Source organism: Paraburkholderia sp. SSBN10T (assembly GCF_056619545.1).
Genome location: NZ_JBWQQI010000003.1, coordinates 71203 through 95242 on the forward strand (window position 1 = coordinate 71203; position 24040 = coordinate 95242).

17 protein-coding genes are annotated in these 24040 nt (G+C 64.0%); 10 read left to right on the top strand and 7 right to left on the bottom strand.

Annotation, left to right across the window (positions count from 1 at the left end):
- Nucleotides 1–40: 40 nt before the first annotated feature.
- From phnN to phnF, 3 genes are read right to left on the bottom strand one after another with little or no spacing between them, the layout of a single operon-like run.
- Complete coding sequence (gene phnN, locus AC1ECK_RS05225) at nt 41–598, bottom strand: phosphonate metabolism protein/1,5-bisphosphokinase (PRPP-forming) PhnN (RefSeq protein WP_480316605.1); 558 nt, start codon at nt 596–598, stop codon at nt 41–43.
- 7 nt (nt 599–605) lie between these two features.
- On the bottom strand, nt 606–1358 hold the full coding sequence (locus AC1ECK_RS05230) for a DUF1045 domain-containing protein (protein WP_480316607.1): 753 nt from the start codon (nt 1356–1358) through the stop codon (nt 606–608).
- Entirely contained in the window at nt 1355–2113 is a 759-nt protein-coding gene (gene phnF, locus AC1ECK_RS05235) for a phosphonate metabolism transcriptional regulator PhnF (protein ID WP_480316609.1), read from the bottom strand. Before phnF ends, AC1ECK_RS05230 begins: the two co-directional genes overlap by 4 nt.
- A 178-nt stretch (nt 2114–2291) precedes the next feature.
- Here phnF and phnG point away from each other — a divergent pair, with 178 nt between their 5' ends.
- From phnG to AC1ECK_RS05285, 10 genes are all read left to right on the top strand, one after another.
- Nucleotides 2292–2774 (top strand): phosphonate C-P lyase system protein PhnG, encoded by a 483-nt coding sequence (gene phnG, locus AC1ECK_RS05240; protein WP_480316611.1) that lies wholly within the window; start codon nt 2292–2294, stop codon nt 2772–2774.
- Between the two features lie 23 nt (nt 2775–2797).
- Nucleotides 2798–3424 (top strand): phosphonate C-P lyase system protein PhnH, encoded by a 627-nt coding sequence (gene phnH, locus AC1ECK_RS05245; protein WP_480316613.1) that lies wholly within the window; start codon nt 2798–2800, stop codon nt 3422–3424.
- Nucleotides 3424–4635 (top strand): carbon-phosphorus lyase complex subunit, encoded by a 1212-nt coding sequence (locus AC1ECK_RS05250; RefSeq protein ID WP_480316615.1) that lies wholly within the window; start codon nt 3424–3426, stop codon nt 4633–4635. The genes phnH and AC1ECK_RS05250 overlap by 1 nt, the downstream gene beginning before the upstream one ends.
- Nucleotides 4632–5540 (top strand): alpha-D-ribose 1-methylphosphonate 5-phosphate C-P-lyase PhnJ, encoded by a 909-nt coding sequence (locus AC1ECK_RS05255; protein ID WP_480316617.1) that lies wholly within the window; start codon nt 4632–4634, stop codon nt 5538–5540. The genes AC1ECK_RS05250 and AC1ECK_RS05255 overlap by 4 nt, the downstream gene beginning before the upstream one ends.
- 8 nt (nt 5541–5548) lie before the next feature.
- Nucleotides 5549–6319 carry a phosphonate C-P lyase system protein PhnK gene (gene phnK / locus AC1ECK_RS05260; protein ID WP_480317323.1) on the top strand — a complete coding sequence of 257 codons (771 nt, stop codon included), beginning with the start codon at nt 5549–5551 and terminating at the stop codon, nt 6317–6319.
- A gap of 8 nt (nt 6320–6327) precedes the next feature.
- The gene (phnL, locus tag AC1ECK_RS05265; RefSeq protein ID WP_480316619.1) at nt 6328–7095 is read left to right on the top strand and encodes a phosphonate C-P lyase system protein PhnL; all 768 of its coding nucleotides are present in this window, start codon (nt 6328–6330) and stop codon (nt 7093–7095) included.
- A 37-nt stretch (nt 7096–7132) separates the two neighbouring features.
- Nucleotides 7133–8266: an alpha-D-ribose 1-methylphosphonate 5-triphosphate diphosphatase gene (locus AC1ECK_RS05270; RefSeq protein WP_480316621.1), complete on the top strand. Its 1134-nt coding sequence runs from the start codon at nt 7133–7135 to the stop codon at nt 8264–8266.
- 571 nt (nt 8267–8837) lie between these two features.
- Nucleotides 8838–9620: an ABC transporter substrate-binding protein gene (locus AC1ECK_RS05275; RefSeq protein ID WP_480316623.1), complete on the top strand. Its 783-nt coding sequence runs from the start codon at nt 8838–8840 to the stop codon at nt 9618–9620.
- Between the two features lie 244 nt (nt 9621–9864).
- On the top strand, nt 9865–10980 hold the full coding sequence (locus AC1ECK_RS05280) for a succinylglutamate desuccinylase/aspartoacylase family protein (RefSeq protein ID WP_480316625.1): 1116 nt from the start codon (nt 9865–9867) through the stop codon (nt 10978–10980).
- Between the two features lie 448 nt (nt 10981–11428).
- The gene (locus AC1ECK_RS05285) at nt 11429–12580 is read left to right on the top strand and encodes a porin (RefSeq protein WP_480316627.1); all 1152 of its coding nucleotides are present in this window, start codon (nt 11429–11431) and stop codon (nt 12578–12580) included.
- A gap of 314 nt (nt 12581–12894) precedes the next feature.
- Here the strand turns inward: AC1ECK_RS05285 and AC1ECK_RS05290 are convergent, their stop codons facing one another.
- The 4 genes from AC1ECK_RS05290 to AC1ECK_RS05305 form a co-directional block, all read right to left on the bottom strand.
- The gene (locus tag AC1ECK_RS05290) at nt 12895–15621 is read right to left on the bottom strand and encodes a cellulose synthase subunit BcsC-related outer membrane protein (RefSeq protein WP_480316629.1); all 2727 of its coding nucleotides are present in this window, start codon (nt 15619–15621) and stop codon (nt 12895–12897) included.
- 40 nt (nt 15622–15661) lie between these two features.
- Nucleotides 15662–17947, bottom strand: coding sequence for a cellulose biosynthesis cyclic di-GMP-binding regulatory protein BcsB (locus AC1ECK_RS05295; RefSeq protein ID WP_480316631.1), 2286 nt, complete (start codon nt 17945–17947; stop codon nt 15662–15664).
- Complete coding sequence (bcsA, locus tag AC1ECK_RS05300) at nt 17944–20292, bottom strand: UDP-forming cellulose synthase catalytic subunit (RefSeq protein ID WP_480316633.1); 2349 nt, start codon at nt 20290–20292, stop codon at nt 17944–17946. Before bcsA ends, AC1ECK_RS05295 begins: the two co-directional genes overlap by 4 nt.
- A gap of 268 nt (nt 20293–20560) precedes the next feature.
- Complete coding sequence (locus AC1ECK_RS05305) at nt 20561–23569, bottom strand: diguanylate cyclase domain-containing protein (protein ID WP_480316635.1); 3009 nt, start codon at nt 23567–23569, stop codon at nt 20561–20563.
- Nucleotides 23570–24040 lie beyond the last annotated feature (471 nt).

Sequence of the window (24040 nt, forward strand, 5' to 3'; positions counted from 1 at the left end):
TATGGAACGCCGTCAAGTGTGCTTCGTCAAGCCCATATAGTTAAAGGCCGTGAGTCGCCGCGCCACGCACCACTTCAACGAACGCACGGCCGGCATCTTCGAGCGCGCCGGAATTATCGATGGTGGTCATATTCACGCCGTCCGGCAACGAGAACGGCGCCTGCCGCGCGAGACGCGCCGCGACCTGTTCCGCGCTCTCGCGGGCCCGCGCACCGAGACGCGCTTCGAGCACGTGCGGCGCCGCGTCGACATACACGACGTCGGCCGCCGGATAACGACTGAGCGTTTGCTCCAGATGCTGGCGCGAGCCGTTGATCACCACCGTGCAGCCGCGCTGGAGCCAGCCGTCGAGCTCGATGCCGATGCCGTAACGCAAGCCGTGGCTCGACCATTCCAGGGCAAACAGACCGAGTGCGGAGCGCGTCTCGAACTCTTCGAGCGTCAGTTCGACGTGATCTTCGCCGTTGCCGCTAGGCCGCGTAATGTAGCGATGCGCAAACAGGATGGGCTCACTCGTGACCCGGTTGCGCGCGAAACCCAGCAGCGAATCCTTGCCCGCACCCGACGGACCCATCACATAGATCAAACGGCCATTCATTAGTGCTTCACTCCCCACCAGTCTGAAACGGCAAGCGCTGCCATAGCACGAAGGGTTCGCCCGGCGCAGGTTCGACAAACAGCGCCGCGGCATCGACGGCCAGCGGCCCGAGTACGGCAATCCTCTCGCGCCACCACGCGACGAGCGCCGCGCGCTCATCCGCGGCTTCGAGCGAACTGGACAGCGTCATATGAAAACGAAACTCGTCGAACACGTACGGATAGCCCCATTCGACCAGCAAGGCACGCTGGCGTTCGGTCAACGGGGCGGCCAGCCGGCGCGCCAGATCGGTGGCGGACGGTTTGGCGCGCAGGCCGCCGAGCGTACGCAACGCGCTCGAGGCCAACTCGCGCATGCCGGCCTCGCCCGCGGGTTCAGCCGGCCGCAGCGCGACGAACTCGCCGAGCGTGGCGGCCTCGACCGGCAAGGTAAAGGGGATTTGCAGCCGGGCCCAGCGGCGCGCGGCGTCGAGCACCGTGCGCGGCGTCACGCTGTCAGCGAGTCGAAAGGGAGCGACCAGCGTGCCATGCCAGCCATAGCGGCGCGGCGCCTGGGTCAGCTCGCTCAGCGGACGAGCCAGCGCCGGCGGCTGTGGCGGCGTGTAAACCAGGCCGCTCTCCACATCGCCGCCGAGCCATTCGGAACCCGCCTGCCACCAGGAGCAATCGCGCGACGGTGCGTAATACACCGCAAAACGCGCTTCGGCTGACCATTCGAACGCTTCGCTCGCCCCGTTCACCACCCACGCCGCGCTGCTCATACGTCGTTTTCCACCATCAATTGCACGCGATCCGCAGCGAAATGCGTCACACCGTATTTGACCGGCACGCCTTGCAGATCGACGTCGACGTTCTCGACCCACAAGACCGGCTGCTGGCGGTTGATATTCAGGCGCCGCGCCACTTCCGCCTCCGGCAGCACGCTGCCGATGCGGCTCCACTTGCGCAGGTAATCGGACACGCCGAATTCGGCCAGCGCCTTGGTGATGCCGCCGGTACGCTCGAGCACTTCGGGCAGGTCCGCAAACCGCGCCGCCGGATACCAGTTGCGCGCATAGGTCAGCGGCACGCCGTCCGACTGGTTCAGCGTCTCGATCCGGTAGACCGAGGCCCCGGCGCGCAAGCCCAGCGCCTTGGCGACGTTCGGCTCGGCTTTCACTCGCGTCGTCGACAAAATCGTGCCGGCCGTCGTGTGATGCTGCCGGCGCAGATTCTCGGTAAAGCGCGTGCGCCGGCCGATCGTATAGTCGATCGCACCGGGCTGCACGAACGTGCCGCGCCCCTGTTCCACACTGACGAGGCCCAGCGCGGCGAGCCCCAGCATGGCGCGGCGCACGGTATGGCGGTTGACGTCGAAGCGCTTGGCCAGTTCGCCTTCGCTCGGCAAGCGTCCGTCTGCACCGAAGCCGCTGGCCGCGATTTCCGCGGCGAGAATCTGCTCGATTTGCCGCCACACGGCAACGCCCGCGCCCCGTTCGAGCTGCGTGCCCGGCGTGGCGGTGTCGTTCGATGTCATGGTGCTGTCATTCCCTTCAGTTCAAATATTCGTTGTGACGTGCATTGTAGTGCGCAAGCCGTGATGGAAATATGAAAACACGAGTGCGCTGCAAGCACAACCATTTTACTTCTAAACGTCTAGACGTTTAGATGAATAGATGGTTCAATGACGTTTCGCAGGATCAACAGGAACCCCGATGAGTGCCTCTTCCACCTCGCCTTCCTCCGCCGTGCGGCGCGCATGGATGGCCGTGCTTGCGCATACGCCGCGCGCCGAACTTGAAGCCGCACTGAGCCGCGCGCTCGATGGCGCAAGTCCGCCTGAATTCGACTGGCTGCGGCCGCCCGAAACCGGGCTCGCCATGGTGCGCGGCCGCGTCGGCGGCAGCGGCGACGCCTTCAATCTCGGCGAAGCCACCGTCACCCGTGCCACGCTGCGCTTGCGCAGCCCGGCTGAGCATGCGCCAGTGGGCGTCGCCTGCCATCTGGGCCGCGACTGCCGGCGCGCCGAACTCGCCGCGATTGCGGACGCGCTGCTGCAATTGCCCGGGCAGCATGCGCGTTTGCACGGTCAACTGATCGAACCGCTCGCCGCCCAGCTCGCCGAACGGCGTGCAGCACGCCGCCACGAAGCCGCGTCCACACGCGTCGAATTCTTCACGATGGTGCGGGGCGACTGATGGACAACCTGACGAAACACGCGATGAACTCCTCACAGATTGCCCTGTCCACCCTCGCCCCCGGTTTTGCCGATCCGGTGCACGATACCCAGGCGGTGTTCCGCACGCTGCTCGACGCGCTGTCGCGGCCCGGCACGGTCGGTGTCGTGGAAAACGTGCTGCCGGCCGCACAAGCCTCGGGCACGCACCGCTCACGCGCCGATCTGGCGGCCTTGGCGGCGCTGCTCACGCTGTGCGACTACTCTACGCCGGTTTGGCTCGCACAACCGGACGCAGCCTTGGCCTCGGCGCTGCGCTTTCATACCGGCGCGCCGCTGGTCGACGAGGTGCATGAGGCGGCGTTTGCCTATATCCATGACGCCGCGCTGTTACCCGAACTCGAACACTTCTCGCTCGGCGCAGCGGAAACGCCGGAGCAATCGGTGACCTTGCTGATCCGCGTGGAAGCGCTGAGCGGCGGCCCGCAGGTCGTACTGAGCGGCCCCGGCATCGAGCACACCGCCACCATCTCGCCGCAAGGTCTGCCCGAACATTTCTGGCGCGAACGCGCCGGCCTCGCGCCGCTGTTTCCGTGCGGCATCGATTGCTATCTCGTCTGCGGCAACACGCTGATCGGCTTGCCGCGCACAACTCATGCAAAGGTGAACTGATGTACGTTGCCGTCAAGGGTGGAGAGCGCGCGATCGAAGCATCGTGGCGCCTGCTCGACAAGTCACGCCGCGGCGATCCGCGGCTGCCTGAGTTGAGCGTCGGGCAAATCCGCGAGCAATTGCGCCTCTCGGTGGCCCGTGTGATGACCGAAGGTTCGGTCTACGACGAAGACCTTGCCGCACTGGCGATCAAGCAGGCCGCCGGCGATCTGGTGGAAGCGATCTTCCTGCTGCGCGCGTATCGCACGACCTTGCCGCGTTTCGGCTACACGCAGCCGCTCGATAGCGAAGCGATGGTGGTCGAGCGGCGCATCTCCGCGACCTTCAAGGACCTGCCGGGTGGGCAACTGCTCGGCGCCACTTACGATTACACACAACGTCTGCTGGATTTCGCGTTGATGGCTCAAGCGCAGGCCAACGGCGGCGAGACGGACAGCGACTCCGGCAAGGCTGTCGCAACAGCCGGGAACGCCAGGCCGGAAGCTATGCCGCGAGTGGTCACGCTACTCGACAAGGAAGGCCTGATCGAACAGGAAATGCCCACCCCCGGCGCAGCCGAACCGGGCGACCTGACGCGCGAACCGCTCGCGTTTCCGGCAAACCGCGCCACGCGTTTGCAGAATCTCGCGCGCGGCGACGAAGGCTTCCTGCTGGCAATGGGCTATGCGACGCAGCGCGGCTACGCTACTTCGCATCCTTTCGCGGGCGAGATCCGCTTCGGCTCGGTGAGCGTCGAGATGGAACTCGACGAACTCGGCGAAGCGGTGGAAATCGGCGAGATCGACATCACCGAATGCCAGATGATCAACCAGTTCGCCGGCAGCGGCGAGGTGCCGCCTACCTTCACGCAAGGCTACGGTCTCGCCTTCGGTCATTCGGAGCGCAAGGCGATGGCGATGGCGCTGGTGGACCGCGCGCTGCGCGCCGAAGAACTCGGGGAAACGCTCGGGGCGCCAACCCAGGATATCGAATTCATGCTGTCGCATAGCGATAACGTCGAAGCGTCCGGCTTCGTCCAGCATCTGAAGCTACCCCACTACGTCGACTTCCAGGCCGAACTCGAACTGGTGCGCCGTTTGCGGGCGCAACATGCTGCACAGGCCGGGCAGGCTGCACAGCAGGCAGAACAGGGACAAGCGCCGCTCGCGCCGCAAACCCAAACCCAAACCCAAACAGTTAACGGTCACGATCAGCAGGAGCAAGCCGCATGAACGCGCCCGACCCACAACTTGCCGGTGCGCCCTACGACGGCGCGGCCGAAGGCTACAACTTCGCCTATCTCGACGAACAGACCAAGCGGATGATCCGCCGCTCGTTGCTAAAAGCGGTCGCGGTGCCGGGTTATCAGGTGCCGTTCGCCTCGCGCGAAATGCCCTTGCCGTTCGGTTGGGGCACAGGCGGAATCCAGGTGACGGCCGCGATTATCGGCCGTAGCGACACGCTGAAAGTGATCGACCAGGGTTCGGACGAAACCACCAACGCGGTCAACATCCGCCGCTTCTTTGCCCGCACCACCGGCGTGGCCACCACGCGCCACACCGCAGAAGCGACGATCGTGCAGACCCGTCACCGGATTCCCGAAACGCCGCTTACCGACAAGCAGATCCTCGTGTACCAGGTGCCCCAGCCCGAGCCGCTATACAAGCTCGAACCACGCCGCGCCGAATGCGTGAAGCTGCATGCGCTGGCCGATTACGGCCTGATCAGCGTGAAGCTGTACGAGGACATCGTGCATCACGGCAGCATTGCCACGACGTACGACTATCCGGTGATCGTCAACGAGCGCTATCTGAGCTCGCCCTCGCCGATCCCGAAGTTCGACAACCCGAAGATGAACATGAATCCCGCGCTGCAGTTGTTCGGCGCCGGGCGCGAGCGGCGCATCCACGCCATTCCGCCGTACACGCGGGTGCGCAGCCTCGACTTCGACGACCATCCGTTCGAAATCCAGCGCTGGGAGCATGCCTGTGCGCTTTGCGGTTCGACAGAGAGCTTCCTCGATGAAATGATCGTCGACGATGCGGGCAAGCGCATGTTCGTCTGCTCGGACAGCGACTACTGCCACGACCGCCGCGAACAGCAGGAAGGCGTTCAAGCTGAAGGAGAATCCGCATGACAGCGCGCATGACACCGCTGATGAGCGCCCGCGCCATCACGAAGCAATACGGCGGCCGCAACGGTTGCCGCAACGTGAGCTTCGACCTGTATCCGGGCGAGGTGCTGTGCATCGTCGGCGAATCGGGTTCGGGCAAGACCACGCTGCTCAACGCGCTCGCGCTGCGCACCGAGGTCGATAGCGGCACGCTGCACTATCACGCCACGCACGGCGAGCAGCTCGATCTGCTGGCCCTGTCCGAGCCGCGGCGCCGGTTGTTGATGCGCACCGAATGGGGCTTCGTGCAGCAGAATCCGCGCGACGGCCTGCGCAGCGGCGTGTCGGCCGGCGCCAATATCGGCGAGCCGCTGATGGCCGTCGGCGCCCGCCATTACGGGCAGATTCGCCACACAGCGACGCAATGGATGGAGCGCGTGGAGCTAGACGCGACGCGTATCGACGAACTCCCCGCCGCGTTTTCCGGCGGCATGCAGCAGCGCCTGCAGATTGCGCGCAATCTCGTCACCGGGCCGCGTCTCGTGTTCATGGACGAGCCCACGGCCGGGCTCGACGTCTCCGTGCAGGCGCGCCTGCTCGATCTGTTGCGCACGCTGACCAGCACGCTGCATCTGTCGGTGCTGATCGTCACGCACGATATCGGCGTGGCGCGCCTGCTCGCGCATCGCCTGATGGTCATGCAAGGCGGCGAGGTCGTCGAAGCGGGACTGACCGATCAGGTGCTCGACGATCCGCAGCACCCGTACACGCAAACGCTGGTTTCTTCCGTCCTGCCGGTTTGAGGTTCACGATGCCATCCATCGAAGCACAGGCGCACGAGCGCGCTTTCATCGACAACGCAGCGCTGATGCTGCGCGCCGTCAATCTCGGCAAGACCTTCACGCTGCACGCGCAAGGCGGCGTACAGATCGACGCGCTTGCGGGCGTCTCGCTCGAGGTCGAACAGGGCGAATGCGTCGTGCTGGTCGGACCTTCGGGCGCCGGCAAGAGCACGCTGCTGCGCTGCCTGTACGGCAACTATCTGGCGAGCGACGGTTCCATTGCGATCCGTTCGGACGATCACGAGGCGCGGCACGTCGCCATTACGGGCGCCGAGCCGCATGACGTGCTGCGCCTGCGCCGCAACGTGGTCGGCTACGTCAGCCAGTTCCTGCGCGTGATTCCGCGCGTCACCACGCTCACGCTGGTCGCCGAACCGCTGGTGTCGCGCGGCATCGCCGAAGACGAAGCGCGCGAGCGCGCCGCGGTGCTGCTGGCGCGCCTGAACGTGCCCGAGCGGTTATGGTCGCTTGCGCCCGCCACGTTTTCCGGCGGCGAACAGCAGCGCGTGAACATTGCGCGCGGGCTGATCGCCGGGCATCCGCTGCTGCTGCTCGACGAGCCCACCGCCTCGCTCGATGCCGAGAATCGTGACGTGGTTGCCGATCTGATCGTCGAAGCGCGCGAGCGCGGCGCGGCGATCGTCGGGATATTCCACGACGAAGAGACGCGCGCGAAAGTGGCGACTCGCCGCCTCGAACTGCAGCCGCCGTTGCGTCATCAAGCGGCGCTACACTGACCTATAACCCCAAGCAGACTGACTACGGAGCATGTCGATGTTGATCAGGAACGCTCGCATCGTGACGCGAGACGATGTATTTACCGGCGTGGTGCGCATCGAAGACGGCAAGATTCATGACGTCGAACGCGGCACGACCTCGGCACGCGAGGCCGAAGACTGGGATGGCGATTACCTGCTGCCGGGTCTGATCGAGCTGCATACGGACAATCTCGAGAAGCATCTGATACCGCGTCCCGGCGTGCAGTGGAATACCGACGCGGCCTTCGTGATCCACGACGCCCAGGTGGCGGCGGCCGGCATCACCACCGTGTTCGACGCGCTTGCGATCGGCTCGCGCTCGAATGTCGGCCTGCGTGGCCGCGATCAGCAAACGCAGTGCGCCCAGGCACTCAGGCGTTTCTCCGAGCGCAAACTGCTGCGCGCGGAGCACTTCCTGCATTTGCGCTGCGAAATCGCCACCGCCGATGTGATCGAACTGTTCGACTCGCTGTGCGAGCATCCGTTGCTGCGCCTCGCTTCGGTGATGGATCACACGCCGGGGCAGCGGCAGTGGCACGACCGCGAACAATGGCGCCGTTTCCAGGAACGCAACGGCAAGCTGAGCGACGAGGTCGTGAGCACCGCGCTTGCGCAACTGGCTGACGAACAGCAGCTTTATGCGGATGCGCACCGCCGCGAGATCGTCGCCCGCTGCAAGACGCTCAGTTTGCCGGTGGCGAGCCATGACGACACGCTCGTCGAGCACGTCGAACAGGCCGCCGCCGAGGGCATCGTGCTGGCGGAATTCCCGACCACCCGCGTCGCTGCCGAAGCCGCACGCGAGCATCGCATTTCCACCATCATGGGCGCACCGAATATCGTGCGCGGCGGTTCGCACTCGGGCAATGTGTCCGCGCTCGAACTCGCCAAGGCGAATCTGCTCGACATCCTCTCGTCGGATTACGTGCCGTCGAGCCTGCTGACCGCAGTGTTCGAACTGGTCGACAAGGCCGGCTGGACGCTGCCGCGCGCCATGGCGACCGTGTCGGCCGAACCGGCGCGCACGGCTGGGCTACATGACCGCGGCGCGATTGCGCCGGGTTTGCGGGCAGACTTTGTAAGGGTGACGATGCTCGATACGCTGCCCGTGCCGCGCGCCACTTATCGCGAGGGCGCACGGATCGTCTGAGCGGCAAACTGGACAGACACCGCGGCCGAAGACCCGATTCGGGCGGGCAAACTTGCTGATTTGCGTCATGTTTTTGCGTCTTTTACCCCTCCACACCTGGTGCGCGCGCCACGGCCGGCCGCAGTTTCGTCACCTCAGCGGCCGTGGCGCGCGTGCTGTCGTCGGCAATCTGCGCGCACCGCAGCCGCCCCTGTCCGCCCCCTTTGCATGGATCTAATGTTGTTGATTTAATTGAACAATTCGTAGAATCCAAGGTGGGCGGCAGCCCTATTCGATGCGCAACGCATAACGATGGATTTGCCTAAGGGCGGGATGATCAGCAGAGAAGCGCAACCGCATGCGATGAGCATTTAACCGCGCGCCGCATGCAAACTCTCAATGCGCTGTCAAGGCGCTATCCGGTGTTTTACTGAGCACGGAAACTTTTTGACCTGATAAGCTTTGGCCGCTCTGTAGGCCGCCCCGGCCGGCAGACATTAATCCCTGCCCGGTCGTGAGTCGCGCCGGGCACGATTCCGCAGCGGCACAACCGCATGCGGGAGTAATACGAACCACTCCGAGGAGTAAAACAGTGAAAAAACTGCTAGCGGCTTTGACGGTTGCTCTGCTTGCCACCGTCTCGATCGGCGCACACGCGAAAGACTGGACGACCATCCGTTTCGGCGTTGACGCCAGCTATCCCCCGTTCGAATCGAAGGCTTCGGATGGCAAGCTCGTCGGTTTCGATATCGACCTCGGCAATGAAATCTGCAAGCGTCTGGCTGCGAAGTGCGTCTGGGTCGAAAACGACTTCGACGGCATGATCCCGGCACTGAAGGCGAAGAAGTTCGACGGCGTGCTGTCGTCGATGTCGATGACGCCGCAACGCGCGGAACAGATCGCCTTCTCGGCCAAGCTGTTCAATACGCCGACGCGCCTCGTCGCGAAGAAGGGTTCGACGATCCTGCCGACGCCGGAATCGATGACCGGCAAGACGGTTGGCGTCGAACAGGGCACGATCCAGGAAACCTACGCGAAGACTTACTGGGAGCCGAAGGGCGCCAAGGTTGTCTCGTACCAGAACCAGGACCAGGTCTACACCGACCTGCTGTCGGGCCGTCTGGATGCGTCGCTGCAAGACGCGGTTGAAGCGGACATCGGCTTCCTGAAGACGCCGCGCGGCGCCGGCTATGCATTCGCCGGCAAAGACATCGTCGACGAGAAGGTGCTCGGCAACGGCGCAGGCATCGGCATGCGCAAGGAAGACACCGACCTGAAGGCCAAGGTCGACAAGGCGATTGCCGACATGATCAAGGACGGTACGTACAAGAAGCTCGAGAAGAAGTACTTCGACTTCGACGTGTACGGCAGCTAAGCGCATCCGGCGCGGCGTGCCGCGTCGCGCTTGAAGGCTTCCACAGACGGGCTCCGCAGCAGATGCGGGGCCCGTTTCGTTTGGGGCGCTGCGCGTTGCGCCGGCAGATCGGCTAAGATCGAACGGTCGCGCTGCGCCGCGCAAATCAGGCTGAGCGTGCGTCAAGCCGCGCAAAGCTGCAATTTTCAAACTGAAATCAACGACATAGCGCCCCGCCCAGCGAGCTCGGCGCACTCCAGAGACTATGCAAACCCTAACCCATCCGCTGATCTCCCCGACACTCGGCACCGCCCGTAACCTGACGAGTTTCCACTATGGTCCCGGCGGCGGACAAAAAATCTATATCCAGTCTTCGCTGCACGCCGATGAGCTGCCCGGCATGCTGGTGTCGTGGGCGCTGCGCCGCAAGCTCGAAGCGCTCGAAGCCGCCGGCAAGATCCGGGGCGAGGTGGTGGTCGTGCCGGTGGCGAACCCGATTGGCCTGAACCAGCATTTTCTCGGCCATCTCTCGGGCCGCTTCGAAACCAACACCGCGCAGAACTTCAACCGCAACTTCCATGATCTGACCGCCCTCGTGCTGCCGGTCATCGAAGCGCGCCTGAACGACGATATCGACCATAACCGCAACGCGATCCGCGCCGCGATGCGCGAAGGCCTCGACGCACTCAAGCCGGAGACGGAGCTGGAATCGCATCGCGTGGCGCTGCAGAAACTGTCCTACGACGCCGACGTGGTGCTCGACCTGCACTGCGACTGGGAAGCGGCGATGCACCTCTACACCAACCCGGACCTGTGGCCGGAAGTCGAGCCGCTGGCGCGCTATCTGGAGTCCAAGGCGTCGCTGCTCGCGCTGAATTCGGTGGGCAACCCGTTCGACGAAATCCATAGCTTCTGCTGGTCGGATCTGCGCGGCCGTTACGGCGAGCGCTTCCCGATTCCGAACGGCTCGGTGTCGGTCACGATCGAATTGCGCAGCCAGCGCGACGTTTCCTATGAGTTCGCCGAGCACGACGCGCAGGCGATCATCGAGTATCTGACGCATCGGGGCGTGATCGCCGGCACCCCGGCGCCAATGCCTCCGCTCGAATTTGCCGCCACGCCGCTCGCCGGCGCCGAGCCGATCGTCGCGCCGATCAGCGGCGTGCTGGTGTACCGCACCGAACCCGGCACCTGGGTCGACGTGGACCACCCGATTGCCGACATCGTCGACCCGCTCACCGACCGCGTGGTGACGCTCAAGAGCAGCGTGGCCGGCGTGATGTACGCGCGGCACATCACGCGCTTTGCCACCGCGGGCCTGGAATTCGCCCGCATCGCCGGCGCGAAGGCGTTCCGCTCGGGTTCATTGCTGTCCAACTGATAGAGAGCGTGACGGTAGCGGCAAAGATGCCGCTACCGGTTTGACGGCCGCTTTGCGGCGTCACGCTTCTATTAGTCCTGCTCAGTATCTTGCGGCTGTACGCGCTTCATATCGGTCCCTAAATCCCCGATTGTTCCGGAGCATGGCGCTGCAAGCGCCCCCCGGTTTGCTGCTCCCATACCACATCTTTACATCCCCGCCATTCGTGGCGCCGACCTATTGCATCCCGGTGCGGCCATGCGCAAACGTTGTCTCCCACGGCGCACAAGCGCGAGGACGGTGTACGACTTTCTCCAGATCGAACATGCAACTGTCGCATTCGTACGACAGTTTCCTTGAATTACATACCTGTCACATTGCTTTCGCTCCCCTCCCTTAAATTTGCGGCCATCGCGTGACCTGCCAAAAGAGCCTGGCACACGATCGCCTCTTTTAATCGGAGAATCTCTTGAACAAGAAAGTTTTAGCCACCGCCATCCTCGCCGCTTTCGCCGGCGCCGCTCACGCTCAAAGCAGCGTCACGCTGTACGGCCTGGTCGATGCAGGTATCACGTACGTGAACCATGCCGGCACCGGCGCAAAGAGCCTGTACCAATTCGGTGACGGCGTTGCCCAAGGCAGCCGTTGGGGCCTGCGCGGTTCCGAAGACCTCGGTGGCGGTCTGAAGGCAATCTTCAACCTTGAAAACGGTTTCAACGTGGGTAACGGCACGCTGGGTCAAGGCAGCTCGGAGTTCGGCCGCCAAGCCTACGTCGGCCTGACGCAGAACGGTATCGGCTCGCTCACGCTCGGCCGTCAGTACTCGTTCTCGACCGACTATCTGGGTGGCTCGTATGCCAACGGCGGCCAGACCGTCGCAGGCAACTACGGTTACCACATCAACGATATCGACCAGCTCACGTCGAGCCGTATCAGCAACTCGATCAAGTTCAACAGCGCGAACTTCTACGGCCTGACGTTCGGCGCGATGTACGGCTTCTCGAACCAGGCTGGCGCGTTTGCAGGCGCGCCGGGTTCGAGCGGTTCGTCGGCAGCGTACAGCTTCGGCCTGAACTACGTGAACGGCCCGCTCGGTATCGGCGCAGCGTACACGAACATCCGCTACCCGGGCTCGGCATCGCCGACGACCTTCTCGACGACGCTGGCAAATGCCTCGTCGACTACGGGCACGAGCGTGGTGAAGGACCTGGCCACGGCCGGCGTCGGCGCCAAGTACTCGATCGGACCGGCTACGCTGTGGGCCCTGTGGACGCACACGAACATCGAGCAGCTCGTCGGCCATATGACGACGTTCAATGCGTATGAAGTCGGCGGCAAGTACGCATTCACGCCGGCACTGACGGGCGCACTGGGCTACACGTACATGCAGGCCAAGGATCTGACCAACGGCCACTGGAACCAGATCGACGCCAGCGTCGACTACGCACTGAGCAAGCGCACCGACGTGTACCTGCTCGGCGTGTTCCAGGAAGCCAAGGGCAAGACCTCGAGCGGCGCTGCCCTGCAATCGCAGATCGGCGTCAGCACGAGCAGCTACCTGCCGACCGCCGGTGCTGACACGCAGCTCGCAGTTCGCGTCGGCATCCGTCACAAGTTCTAAGCGGAATCCGCGTCTCCGGGGGGCTGTACGCTTCCCGGAACGTACCGTGTGAACGACACAACGCCTGAACGAGGGCGCCTGTCATGGGCTCTTCGTTTGGGCGTTTTTGCGTTTGAAAAAACGCTGCGGCGCCCATCAGATCATTTTCTTGCGCATGGCTTTTTCGTGTGATCCGAGGAGCGAACGGCGGTGTTCGACGTTGACAGTTCGCCAGGCCACGGCACCTCTATTGAGGTGAGGCCTGGCACGGGCGACCCGAACTGCTGCGGCCTTTGCTCAGTTCATGCCTGGAAGGCAGTATTCCTGCGCAGCATCTAGTTTCGGTTGTCGTCGAGTTGCTGGTAGAAATCACGCGTGTTGCGCGGCAAGTCGCGACTGAAGACGGCCGCACGCGGCTCGAAGAAGTAGCGCAGGAACGCGAGCCCGGCAAACTGCTTGTCGCGGCCCGGTGTGACGTTAGCATCCACGAGTGCACCAGCCTGCCAGTGCGGCGAGAGTTTCATTGTTGCTGCAAGCTGCGCATGTTCATAGAGGCCGTGGTCGTGGCTGCCGGCGCAGGTGAGTCCTGTTATGAGGGAAACCTTGTCACTGCCCACCGCATTTGCGATGTCGGTCGGTACGCCAAGCGGGAAGCAGCTTTCCGTATCTTGAAGGGTAGTGTTCCAGCCCGCTTCGAGACTTCCCTGCCATTGCCACGTGCGGCCTTCTTCAGATAGCCATTGCAGCACGACGCCCGTGCTCAACGACGATTGCGGACTGTAATAGCCACCTTGGCCAAAGCTATAGAAGTTCTCGTTGCGCTGGTAGGTGAGATAGTGCAGCGCCGGCCCGATGGAGAAATAGTTAAAACCTGGCACGTGCAGGTCATAGCCACCCGACAGATCGGCTGAAACGCCTGTGTTAGCGATCACGTTCATGCCGATCAGTCGCTGTAATTCCACTGCGCTGTTGATGCTCCAGCGGGGCGCCACCTGCCAGTCTATCTGCGCACCCTGCGTTTCCCTGCGCACGGCACCCCATTTGTCGTCGCCGAAAGCCATGCCCTGCCACGACAGCAGCGAATCCCGCACCGGTGTGAGCCCAAGATGGGCGGACCAGGTGCCCCACGTGAAACGCTGACCAAGATTCACCTGGGCATCGGGCCGGAAACCGGCTGGCCAGCCCTGGGCCGCTCCGAGCGACACGCTCCAGTCGAATGGCGACAACGTGTTCACGCGAAACGTGTTGGCGACCATGAGCTGGAGTTCTTCCGCGCGCGCGGAGCCTCCGAGCGACTGACTTTGCGCAGCCGCTTTCCAATTCTGGAAGCTTGAACTGCTGGTCAGATCAGAGAAATTTTTACTGGCGAGGAGACCCTCCAATCCTGGCACCGTCTGATCGAGAGAAGTCGTTCCAGCATTCAGAAACAACTGCCGGTACCGCAATTCAAACTGCGTCGTGTTCTCGATCCACTCCCCCCGCACCTCAGGCGCAATCGTATCGAGCCGTCCCTGACCGGATGCGCCGACATGATCCGACCAGGTCAGCCCGCCGGAAACCGACGCCGCGTCGATCCCACTCAGGTCGGCGGGTACATAGCGCATGATCCGCTGGCTATCGTCAGTCCCGGCGAGTGCCTCACGCAAGGCTACCCGCGATGCAAGAAACTCCTTCTGGTAGTAAAGCTGCTGCGCATTCAGCGCATCCAGGTAAGCCTTGATCAACCCGTCATCTGCCGATGCCGAAGCAGCACCGCGATGCGTCGCCCGCAAGGCGAGCGCCAGACCCTCGGCGCTATCGTCGCTGTGATCGCGGTTGTATTGCGCGCGAAACAGCCTGGCCGCTTCTGCATACCGGCCAAGCGCATAAAGGTTCCAGCCGCGCAGCATGTCGCTCGCCGTTGCCGGCAGCCCTTCGCTGGCCGCGGTATCGAGCAGTTGCAAGCTTTCGCGATAGTGGTGCTGTTCGTACGCAGTGGTCGCACGCGCAAGCGCGATCTGCGCACGCGCCTTGCGGACGCGCGGCTCGTCCTGCAATGACGGCTCGTCGAGCAATGCCTGCGCCCCATCGAGATCACGCTGCTCGATTCGCACCTGGGCGAGACCAAGCGCCGCGTCCACATTAGCGGGCGCGATGTCGCGTGCGAAGCCGAACCAGTCGCCCGCCGTCTCGACATGATGCTGGGCAAGCTCGATCCATCCCGCCAACGCCGCAGCCGGCGCGTCACGATACGCGCGAATCGACGGCGCAAGCACCGCGAGTTGCTTTGCTGCCTCCGCGGTGTCGGGCGGCAGGGCGCCAAGCGCCGCGATATCGCGGAGGTAACGCAGCCGCTGAAAGGCGCGCTCGCCCTCCTCGTCGCGTTGGCCTTGCGACGCTTCCAGTTCGATCAGCGCATCGGCCTGGACAGCCGGCAATTCGCGTTCGGCACGGTAAAGCGTCGCGATACGGTTCCTGGCAGGCTCACAGGTGGGAATCACGCTGCGGTAAAGCGGGTAGATCTCATCCACGTGGCCGGTGCGCGCAAACACGTCTGCCGCCTTCCAGACACGATCGATGTGCGCGCAACCGAATGCTTCCGGCACCCGCGCGATCAGCAAACGCAACTCTGCGGGTTCGCCGTTCAGCGCCGCGGCGAGATCCGCTTCCTGCTGACGGCGGGCACGCTCGGCGACGAGCGCCTGCGGCGGCGTCCATGATGGAAAATCACGCGCGATCGAAGCAAGGTTGCGATCATATTCGGCGAGCCGGTTCTCGTGCAGCAGACGCCAGAGCGGACGTTCGTCCGGCTCCGTCGCCGCGCTCAGGCTGTCTGCGCTGTCAGCCGCACTCGCGCCTGCGGACGCAGCCGCTCCAACAGGCGGCGCTGGTGGTGCAAGCAGGTTCTGCTGCTCCGTGCGGACAACACGCGCCTGCAGTGCGGGTGCATCCGCACTGGCCAGACTTCGAGGCGTTTCCCGTCGCACGGTCATCGCGTCTGCACCGGCTGTACTCGCGTTCGCCGTGCCGTTCCTTTCGACGTCGAGCAGATTGTCCTGCGCCGCCCACAATGAACCCGACATCGTCATGCACCACCACAGCGCGCAACACAACCGGACCGCGTTATTCGCCCGCGTCACGGTGCCGATTCCGGTGATGGCGTTGCAGCAGCAGCGCGGTCGATGCCGCGAACAACGCAAGCATCAAGATCAGCACTGCATAGCCAAGCCACGGATGCTGGGATACCACGAAGCCAAGATGGTCCCACACACCGAGCGTGCCGGTTTCGTAGGTGCCGCCCACCTGGGCCGTCCACAGCCCGGCGTGCTCGAAGCTCAGCAGTGCGACATTACCGCCGAGGCTGGACCAGTAATTCGACTCGACCAGTCGCGTGACACCCTGCAGCAGTTCGGACGTGTTGCCGGCGGTGAGCACGGTGACAGTGCCGGCGTCTTTGCCGCGATACTGCATGACCAGCAACTGCTCCGACAGACGCGCATCGCCATGCAGCGTCACGCTTGCCGCTGCAGCATTAGCGGGTGTTCCGAACCAGTTGTCCCAGTGTTGCGCGAACCAGTTGCCGGCCGGCTGCCCAGCAGCGGACGTGCCGTCGGCGATACGCAAGGCACGTCCCGGCGACCACGGCGCATCCGCGAGTTGCGCCGGCGGCAATGCAGCCGCGGCGCCGATCAGGATCGTGTCCCTGCCCGGTGCGGGCTCGCCGAAGGTAAGCTGAGCGGCCGTGAGCGGCGCCGCTTGCGTTTGCGCGAGCCGGGCCAGCAGGGTCCATGCGGCCGCAATGGTGTCGTTGTCGTGCGCGGCCACCCGTACGGCAAGCGCTCCCCCGTCGGGCCGTACGGTGTATGGAAAGCCGCTGTCGGCAAGGCGCTTGAGATCCGGCAAGGTGGTGAAGTGCGACGCGGGCGGTAGCGTCAGCGTCGAATCGTCGAACACTGTGAGTTGGAGATTAGCCGTTGAACGCATCGCGCAGCGGTCGGTGACAAGCGGCACAAGAATCGGCCGCAGCGATAGCGTGTTGGAACCCGGGTGGAAGTCGCGCAACGGCATGGTGACGCGATAGCGCCGCATAACCGCGCCCTGCTGCTGATCCAGCGCGATCACCTGCTCGAACCGTCCGTTCAGGAAAATGTTGAGGACCGAGTCCTCGCGCATCTTTGCGCCTTCGGTAAAGTTCATGTCCAAGGTCACGCGTGCGTCCTCGGGCGCATAGATGTCGGCCGGCAGTCGTACTTCCATGTCGGCGTGATCGCCGGGAGCCAGGGTACGGCTCGCGAGGCCGAGTTGCCGGAAGGTGTGCGGCGCCGTTCCCGACACCCTGCCGTTGGCCGACCACACAGGCGTGTCCGATTCGTCGAGTTCGCCGATCAGCATCTCGTTGCGGTGGGGCAAGCGCAGCTCATGATGGGCGAACGCGCGCGCCGCACGGTTGACCTCGCTGTCGTTACGGCCGCTCACGACGAGCACGAAATGCCGCGCATCGCCGGGCTTCGGGTAGATGCCGAGAAAGCCGTTCTGGATGCGCGCCACAATCTGCGGATCGAGTTCGCCACGCAGCGCGTCACGTGTCCCGATGAGCAGGACGTCCGCGCCGGCAAGCGAAGCGAGCGCCAGACCCGGCAAGATGCCGTCGCCGGTGGCGCGCTGCGCATCGAATACGCGCAGTGCCGGGTCGAGGTAGCGCAAACGCAGCGCGATCCCTTCGGCGAGCATGGCGCCGCTGGCAAGCGCCTGGTCGCCATCCGGATGCGCTGCGCTCACAATGTCCAGCGTACGCGCGGACCACTGCCGCGGGTCGATCAGATCGTCGAGATCCGCCAGGGTCGGCGTGAGCGGTTTGAGGTCCGTCTGCAACTGCAGCGTCGATGCGCTGGTGTCGATCTCGGTCCAGAGTTCGGGCGAATCCGGATCTTCACAATTTTCTGTCGCATGCTGGGCGACGGCAAAGGTCAATGTGTCGTATCCGGGGCGCAGCAGGTCGACCGGAATGCGGATATCGGCGGTTGCCTCGGGTTGCCGCGACGATAGCTGCAACTGCGCGATGGTACGGCCATTGACACGCACGGCAAGCTGCGAGCGATCGGAAAGCAGCGAAATCGAATTCGATACAACCAGATGCAGTGTGGCCGCCAACACCTGTTCGCGCGCAGATACCGGTACGCTCATGGAACTGGACGCCGCGGCGCCGGTGAGGCGCAGCACGCCGGAAAGATTGCCGAGCGTAGCCAGCGAGACCGGCGCCGCTTTCGCGGTAACGGCCTGGATGTCTGCGGACCCGGAGACACTCTGGCTCGTTGCGTGGGCAGTGGCGAAGGCGGCGCCGGGAGCGAGCAAGGCCAATGCACAACACATCGCACAGACGACAACGCGGAAAGTCGACGAGATACTCATGAGTCTGCTTTGGAGAAGAAGCCGAATGAAGCGGCCGTGCGCGAAGCCATTCGCCATGGAATCTCCGCATAGCGCAGCATGCCGCGGAAAAAGCCGAGGTAATGGCCGAACGCGTGCACCGTGCCAAGACTGGCGACGATCCCGAGGCTGCGCACGATCCCCACGCGCCGGTTGCGGCTCTCGCGGAAATCACGCCAGCGGCCGCTGTCGCCGAACACGAGCGCAACCTGTTCCGAGCGGCCGGTCACGCTATCGTCAGCGAATTGGGCGCCCACCGTCAGCGAACCGTCTGCCGCCGGAAAAGCGTTGCGAACCGTAAGCGGAACACAGCTCAAGCGGCCCAATGCGACGTTGAAAACTTCGAGCGTCGCCGCGCAGTTGCGCGGAACGCTGGCTTGCACACTCTCCGGAATCACCAGCTTAAGACCGCCCGCCGACATGTCGACCACACGGCATGCCCATGCCGTCTGCGCACCTGCTTCAGCAGAGGCTGGCGGCACATGCAACACTGCCTCGAGATCGGCCGGCACACGCGGCACGGCACGCCGTTGCTTGCGCTCGTACAGCACGCCGATGCAGGCGTTGAGCAGGACCAAATTCAGCGCGCTCCAGCCGAGCGACGCCACAATCACATCGCCATGAGGGTAACCGTGCAGCAGTTTCCAGACGCCGACAGCGGTGCCGATCAGGACGAGCAGGTAGACCAGGTAGAACGGCCCGGCCAGTTCGGAAATGGCGTCTTCCTCGATCCGCTCGCCCTTGGGCGTCACCTTGAAGGCGGGCGCGCGTGGATTGATCATGACCGACACCACCGCGCGCAGCGAGAACATCGACTGAAGCAGTTCATAGACCTCGGAAATCAGCGTCCAGCGATAGCGGCCGAACAGGAAATCGGAGGCGAGAATCGCCGCGATCATTTGCGGCAAGCCATACGCGAAGAACTCGGGGATCGTGGCGTTGTAGAACTGCAAGCCGAACAGCAGGTACATCACCGGTGCGAATACGAATACGAGGCGCGCGTAACAGAAGAACCAGAAAAACGCATTCGAGAAGTAGCACAGCCGCTGTGCCAGCGTCAGTCCTTTGAGACCTAACGGATTGCGCAACAGGAACAACTGGATCATGCCCTGCGCCCAGCGCGCCCGCTGCACAATGAAGCTTGCAAATGTTTCGGGCTGCAAACCGGAAATCAGCGCTTCGTTCACGTACGTGCTGCGGTAGCCTCGCGCGTGCAGCGTCAAGGCCGTTTCGGCATCCTCCGTAATCGAGGTGCCGCAGATGCCACCGATCTCTTCGAGGCAGCGGCGCCTCAGCACCGCCGCGGAGCCGCAGAAAAACGAAGCATTCCAGAAATCGAGACCGCGTTGCACGACGGAGTAGAACATTTCGTTTTCGGGCGGCATCTTGCCGAACATGCCGAGATTCTTTTCGAGCGGATCGGGATTGATGAAGAAGTGAGGCGTCTGCACGAGATACAGCTTCTCGTCCCGCTGAAAATGACCGACCGTTTTCTCGAGAAAATCGGCGGTGGGCACGTGATCCGCGTCGAAGATGACAATCAGCTCACCATCCGTGCGGCTGAGTGCGGCGTTGATGTTGCCTGCTTTCGCGTGCTCGTTGCGCTCGCGCGAGAGATAGAAACCACCATGGCGCGCAACCAACTGTTTCAGCTCCTGCACCCGCGCATGAGCCTCGGCGGCTTTGTCCGCGTCCGGCTGGCTCAACTTCTGCTGCGTGCCGCCGTCGTCGAGCAGATAGACGCGCAGAAGATCACGTGGATAGCGCATGTCGAGCGCCGCCCGTAACGTGATTTCCAGCATGTCGGCCGGTTCGTTGTAGGTAGGGATGAATACGTCGACGCGCGGCAGCGCACCCGGGGTCCGGATCAGCGGCACGGGCGTGCGCTGCAGCGGGTGACTGTTGACGAACAGGCCGAGCATGGCCACCACGATCCCATACAGCTCGGCGACGTATAGCAGCAGCGCGAAGATGAAGTCGGCCAGCCCGTTGTAGCCCAGCGTCGAGGTTGTGCGCCAGAAGATATAACGGAAGGTCAGGAACGCCGAGCAAGCGAGAAAGAACAAGCGGGAGCGTTCCAGTTTGGCCGTGTGCCTGAGCAGGAACATCACGCCGAGCATAGCGAAGGAGAGACGGAACTGCGCGCTAAGATCAAACTTGAGGGTAGCCAGCACCACGATCGCAGCCAGTGAGCCAGCCCAGATGCCGGCAACGACGCGCTCAGGCAACGCGCCGGCGAGCCGCGCGCTTGCACTTTCGTGCTTTGCCTTGGCGGCAGCGGGGAACCGCGCCTCCTCGACAACCGGCGCGTCAGTGACTTCACTCATATCTGAACTTTGTCGTATGACGACGAACGCGCCGACGGCGATGCGTCGCGAAACGGTTCGGAAATAAATTGAAAGACTGTCGTCTATAGAGATATCGGCATCGTGGCGCGAATATTTAGCGTCTTCTGACAACCGTTTGCATCCGGAAGCCGGAAGCCGGTTTTGCCGAATCAGTTTGTCAGGAATATTAAGTAAAACCTGAATATTTACTAAGGAAGTCCCCGCCGATCCACAAGGATGCGCATCCCATCCGGCGGACGCCGCGTGTTCACCGCGTAGACCCGTCCACCTCAAAAGGCGTCCCGGCCCAGCGCCAGGCGCCGCGGCCAGCCTCTTTCGCCGCATAGAGCGCCACGTCCGCGGCTTTGTACAGCGCCATGGCATCCTGTGCATCCTGCGGGAACCGCGCCACGCCGATGCTCACGCTAACCTCCAGCGACAAGCTGCGATACGGAACCGGCTGGGCGAACGTCGCGATGATTCGCTCGCACACGGCGGCCACGGCCTCGCGGTCGCCCGGCTGCCTGAGCAGCACTGCGAACTCGTCGCCGCCCAGACGCGAGACGAGATCGTCCTCGCGCGTCGTCAGGCGCAGGCGCGAACCCACGGCTTTCAGCACCACGTCGCCGGCGTCATGACCAAAGGCGTCATTGATCGGCTTGAGGCGGTCGAGGTCGACCAGCACAAGCGCGAAGCCGGCGCCTCGGCGCGCCTGCTCCACCAGGTGTTGCAGGTCGTCATTGAAATGCCGCCGGTTCGCGAGGCCCGTCAGTCCATCGAAGTAAGCCAACTGCTCAAGCCGCTGCTCGCTGGCTTGCAATTCCGCCGTGCGGCGCACGAGTTCATCGGAGCGTTGCTGGAGTTCCTGGGTCCGCTGCGCGATCAGCGCCTCCAATGCCGCGGCCCGGCGGCGTAGTAGCCGGGTGCGCACCTGGATCAGCACACCGACGAGCGCCAGCAGCAACGCTGCCACGCTCACGCGAAAGGAAATCGTCTCGTACCATGCCGGCACGACGTGGATCGGCAGGTTCACCGACGCCGTCCACTGGTCCGGACGGTTCGACGCCCGCACCTGCAGCGTGTAGTTGCCGGGCGGCACGTTCGTGTAGTGGGCCATGCGCAACTCGGCGGGGGAGTCGGTCCATGCGTCCTCGAGGCCGGCCAGGCGGTAGGCGTAGCGCGTGCGTTCGGGCGCCGCGTAGTCGAGCAGCGCGAAGGTGATCTGTACCGCGCGCTGCGCGGGGCCGAGCGTGATGCCGGCCGGCGCTGCCGGCAGGCCGTCCTGTTCCGTGAGTACGATGGGGGCCTTGAAGTGCGACGCCTGAAATTTGTCGGGATGCACGATCGTCAGGCCGTTGCCGCCAAACAGCAGGTCGCCTTCCGGCGTGATAGCGGCTGCCGAGGTCCAGTACGGCAGCAGCCCCACCCCGTCGGCCTGTTGCAGCAGCGTCGTGGCGAGCGTGTCGCGGTCGATGCGCAGGATGCCGCTGTCGGTGCTCACCCATGCGTTGCCACGCGCATCGAGCAACAGGGCGTTCGCAGCGTTGTTGCGCAGGCCCTGCTCGTGACCGATGCGATGCACTCGCGCAGCCGCGCCCTGCGCGCCGGGTTCGACCACCCGCACGCCACCGCCGTAGAACGCGATCCATAGCCGGCCGCGGCTGTCCTTCACCACCGAGGTCACGCGGCTGCTGGGCAAGCCGACGCGGCCCGGTGCTTCCGGCCAGGGCCGCTCGACGCGGCCGGTTGCGGGCCAGTACCGCACCAACCCGGTCGACGTCCCCACCCACAGCGATCCGTCTGCGAGGCTGTCAAGGGTCATGATGTCGGTGCCCTGCAGGCTGGCAACGCTTTGCGCTGCTGCGCCTTGCGTGGCCTGGTCGACGTAGCTCAGCCCGGTCCCGCCGATCCAGAGCCTGCCGCCAACCACGCACAGCGCCCTCGTCAACGCATTGGGCGCCAGGCCGGCGAACTCCATGCGCGCGACGCCGCGGCCGCCGTCGCGCGTCCGGTAGAGACCCTTGGCGGTACCGAGGTAGACTTCGCCGTCCGGCGCATCTGCCATCGACAGCACGGAGCTCCTGGGGAGCGCCGTGCTCGACTGGCCGTCCTGGGCCGCCAGCCGCCGGTCGCGTCCACGGTCCGGCGGGATGATGTCGATGCCGCCGTTGTCGCTACCGAGCCAGACACTGCCGTCGGGCCGCACGAACACCGAGGTGACCTCCGCGTTCGTACCGCCGACCAGGCGGCCACTGCTACCGTACCAGGTGGAAATCGCCCGCTGCGTGGGATCGATCGAATCGAGCAGATTCGGCCCGCCAGCCCAGACGAGGCCACCGCGGTCGCGCAGCAGCGCCGGCACGTCATCCTTGCCCAGGCTGCCGGGCGCCGCAGGGTCATGGCGCAGGCGCCGCGTCGCCCAGGTGCGAGTGTCTACCTGCACGATGCCCTGCGACCACGTGCCGAGCCACACCTGGCCGTCGCCGGCGTCGACGATCGCGGCGACCCAGTCGGTCTCGATCCCCTTTCCGTCACTGCGCTCGCTGTCGCGCACCTGCCGGGCAATCACGGTACCGGGTTCGATCACCAAGGCGCCGGTCGCGCGCGTCCCCACCCAGATACGCCCTGCTCCGTCCTCCATCAAGCGCCACACCTCGACGGCGGCGCTGGTGACGCTGGCCGTCGGCACCGGCTGAAAGGCCTGGGCACCGGTGCGCAGCAGGTAGATTCCTTCCATCGTGCCGACCCACAGGTTGCCGCGGCGGTCGACGAGGAGAGCGTTGACACGATGAGCCGGCAGGCCCGGCGGGACCGCCCCCTCGGCTTGACGCCGCACCTTGCCGGTAGCGAGGTCCAGCCGGTCCAACCCGGCGGCCGTGCCCACCCACAGTCCGTGCGTACCGTCGGCGGCGAGCGCGAACACGCTCGGGCTGCTCAGGCCCTGGGGGCCCGCGCCGAGCGTCCAGAAACTGTCCGTTGCCTTGTCGAGCCGCGCCAGGCCACCACTATCCGTGCCGACCCAGAGGCGGCCTTCACCATCCTCATGCAGTGCGTTGACATAGGACGAGGGCAAGCTGCCGGGCACGCCGGGGTTGGCGATGTAGCTGTGAAAGCGATAGCCGTCCCAACTGGAGAGGCCGGTCTGCGAGGCAATCCAGATCAAGCCTTCCCGACTCTGCAGCATCGTGGTCGCTGCGACGTCGCTAGGTACTTCGACGTGGCGAAAGACCGGTGTCGCGCCACCGTCCCAGGCATCGGCTGCATCGGCGGGCGGCATGGCCACTGCCACTGCCAGGGCCACCAGGGGCGCGAGAAGGCAGCTTGGAATCTGCTGCCAACAGGGCTTCCATTTCGACATTGAACTCCGTTCCCCGGGAGGTAGGTCGCTTGTGGCGACGTCCGAGTGCATCGCATTCGTATCAAGCTATTCAGAGGAAATATCGGCAAACAAAAAAACTACTTTAGCCTTCCTTATGAAATCAGATACGACATTGATTCTCGCTCATGAATTAATTCGTAAGGTTTTTCTTATGTAAGATAAGGATATTCCTAACAATTGATGGCACGTGGGCAGATTTTCAGGTTACGCGGGCGCGCATCCTAGCTTGATTACGACGCTGACCTTAGACCTCCTTATATTGATACAAAGCATTTCCCCACAAAAAATTCAGCAAATACCTACACGATTTTCACTACAAAGACCGAAGCGTATCGCCGTATACCCATGTAGATGATCTGTATATTGACC